At 64.9% G+C, this 2,768-nt stretch carries 3 protein-coding genes; all 3 read left to right on the plus strand.

The annotated features are described in order from the left end of the window. Positions 1 to 572, plus strand: a 572-nt coding sequence (locus CJ014_RS27135; protein WP_280952366.1) for a flagellar basal body rod C-terminal domain-containing protein, incomplete at its 5' end; no start/stop codon positions are given. A 39-nt stretch (positions 573 to 611) separates the two neighbouring features. After that, the gene (locus tag CJ014_RS27140) at positions 612 to 1,502 is read left to right on the plus strand and encodes a flagellin (RefSeq protein WP_100083611.1); all 891 of its coding nucleotides are present in this window, start codon (positions 612 to 614) and stop codon (positions 1,500 to 1,502) included. Between the two features lie 180 nt (positions 1,503 to 1,682). Then, a complete protein-coding gene (locus CJ014_RS27145; RefSeq protein WP_133121958.1) occupies positions 1,683 to 2,597 on the plus strand; it encodes a DMT family transporter in 915 nt (304 codons plus the stop codon). Positions 2,598 to 2,768: the final 171 nt, after the last annotated feature.

Consider the following 2,768-nt stretch of genomic DNA (forward strand, 5'->3'; position numbering starts at 1 on the left):
GCACGTTGAGCATCAGCTCCGATACCGACGGCTCGGGCGTGGCGATCGGCGCGCTCGACGGCTCGATCGACGGCCAGAGCTTTTCGAGCTTCTTCGGCTTCAACGCCGTGTTCACCGGCAGCTCGGCCTCCAACATCAAGGTGTCGTCGAGCCTGCTGGCGGACAGCGGCACGCTGGCGGTCGGAACGCTTTCCACCGATACGACGACCACGGGCAAGACGGTGCTGACCAGCGGCTCCACGACGGTGTCGGACGCGTTGAACTCGGCGCTGACCACCTCCTACAGCTACAGCGCCGCCGGCAGCATCGGCACCATGAGCGGCACGCTGACCGATTACGCCTCGCGCGTGGTGTCGGCTTTCGCCAGCCGCGCCTCGACGGCCGAGGCCGCCGAAACGACGGCCGAGACGCTGCAGTCGTCGCTGTCGAGCACCATCGCCTCGCAATCGGGCGTCAACATCGACGAGGAGACCGCCAAGCTCGAGGATTACCAGACGCTCTATTCGGCAGCGGCGCAGGTGATCCAGATCGCCAAGGAAATGTTCGAGTCGCTGCTTTCGGCCGTCAGCTGAGCGTCGCGACCAGTCGTATCGAGTAGAGGGATATAACGCATGGCCATGCGCGTCGCCACCTTTGCATCCTCCCAGAGCCTGCTCCAGGCGGCGATGCGGATTCAGGTCAAGCAGGCGGAAGCCACGCTGCAGCAGGCCTCCGGCCAGGTTTCGGGCGACTACGGCGGGCTCGGCGCCAAAGCCGGCAGCGTCGTTTCGCTGCAGGCGTCGATGACGCGCTCCAAGGCCTACGAGGCGGCGGCCAACACGGCCAGCAACCGCGTCGAGACCATGTATAACGCCGTCGGCTCGATCATCGACGACCTGACCAGCTTCAAGGCGACGCTGGCCTCCTCCACCATCAGTTCGGACACGCTGCAAACCACCGCCCAGTCGATGCTCGAAAGCGTCGTCGCGCTGATGAACACCCAGCTCGACGGCCGCTATCTGTTCGCCGGCAGCGCGGTCGACACCGCACCCGTCGACATCGACAGCATCGAAGGCTCCACCGCCACCTCGCAGGACGAACTGGACTATTATCAGGGCGACGACCAGGTGACCTCGGTGCGCGTGTCGTCCAGCCACGTCGTTTCCTATGGCGTGACGGCGGACAACGCCAGCTTCCGGCAGGCGCTGTGGGCCCTGTCGACGATCGCCAACGGCTCGACGGACAGCGCTTCGGTGACCGAGGCGATCGACCTTCTGACCAGCGCCATCGATGGCCTGGCAACGGTGCAAACCAAGCTGTCGCTCAACGCGTCGGCGCTCGAATCCGCCGTCAGCTCCCAGGAGGATTACCAGACCACCACGGAAGACCTGATCGCCAACCTCAGCGAGGTGGACATCACCACGGTGGCGGCCAACATGTCCAACTACCAGGCGCAGTTGCAGGCGGCCTACGCGGCGATCGGCAAGATCGCCAACCTGTCGCTGGCGAGCTATTTGTCCTGATCGGGTTTACCGGTCGTTCATGCCTTTTTGCCGCAGCCGGGCATTTTTTATCGTACTTTTCCGCGCTGCCTTGTCTTTGCCTCAAAATCGTTTCATCCCGAGGATAGCAATTGCGCCATTCCAAGCCGGCCCGCTGATCCGCCGGCTCTTTTCGGGCAGACCAAGGTGACCTCCCAGACCATGTCCCCGACGATCGACGTCGGGCTGTCGCGCGTCAACGAGCAGATCTTGCTCGCCATCGCGCTGATCGCGGCGTCTACGCTGCTGTTTGCGGCTTGCGATGTCGGCGCCAAGTTCATTCAGAACGAGGCGAGCGCCGAAAAGATCGCCTGGTGGCGAAATCTCGTCTACGTCATCGTCGCCGTCCCGTTCGCCCTTCGTCGCGAGGGGAAGGCGGTGTTCCGCCCCCGGCATCCTTGGCTCAACGTCCTGCGCGGGCTGACGGCGATCTGCGGCTCCATCCTGTTCCTGCTCGGCCTTCGGCACCAGCAGATCCCGGACGCGACGGCGATCTCCTTCGTAGCGCCGGTGTTCGTCATGGCCTTGTCGATCGTCTTCCTCGGCGAGATCGTCGGCGTCCGGCGCTGGCTGGCGGCCCTCGTCGGTTTCATCGGCGTGCTGATCATCGTGCAGCCGGGAACGTCGAGCTTCCATTACGCTTCGATCTTCACGCTGGTTGCCGCCTTCGTCGGCGCCTTTTCGACCATCCTGACACGCAAGGCGGCACGCGATCGCGCCGAGACGATGATGGTCTGGACGTCGGTCATCGGCCTTTCCGTGACGACGGTGCTGGTCTGGCCGGAGATCGGCCAGACGTCGTGGCACGAATTCGCCTTCGGCATGGCCGGCGGCGTGTTCTTCGCCTTCGGGCAGGTCTGCTGCGTGTTCGCCTATCGCATGGCGCCGGCGTCGCTGCTCGCTCCCTTCAGCTATATGCAGATGATCTCCGCCACGGGCCTGTCCTTTGTCGTCTGGGGCATCGTGCCCGGCCCGGCGACCACCGTCGGCGCCTCGCTGATCGTGGCGAGCGGGCTCTATTCCCTGCATCGCGAACGCCTGCGTGCCCGGCAGCGGTTGACGAACCCCGGGTTGTGAGCAGCCGGCACCAGAGCATCGGACCGAAAAGTGGAATCCGGTTCTCGGAAAATCCGATGCGGCCACAAGGAAATAGATCGTCGTGGGTGCCGCAGGGCGCACGGCGATCTAACCGGTGGCGGGGCGGTTGTGGCCGGCCCCCATGGCCGCTGCCGCCCGGTTGGCGCGGCG

The sequence above is a fragment of the Pleomorphomonas carboxyditropha genome, from assembly GCF_002770725.1.
Lineage (GTDB): Bacteria > Pseudomonadota > Alphaproteobacteria > Rhizobiales > Pleomorphomonadaceae > Pleomorphomonas > Pleomorphomonas carboxyditropha.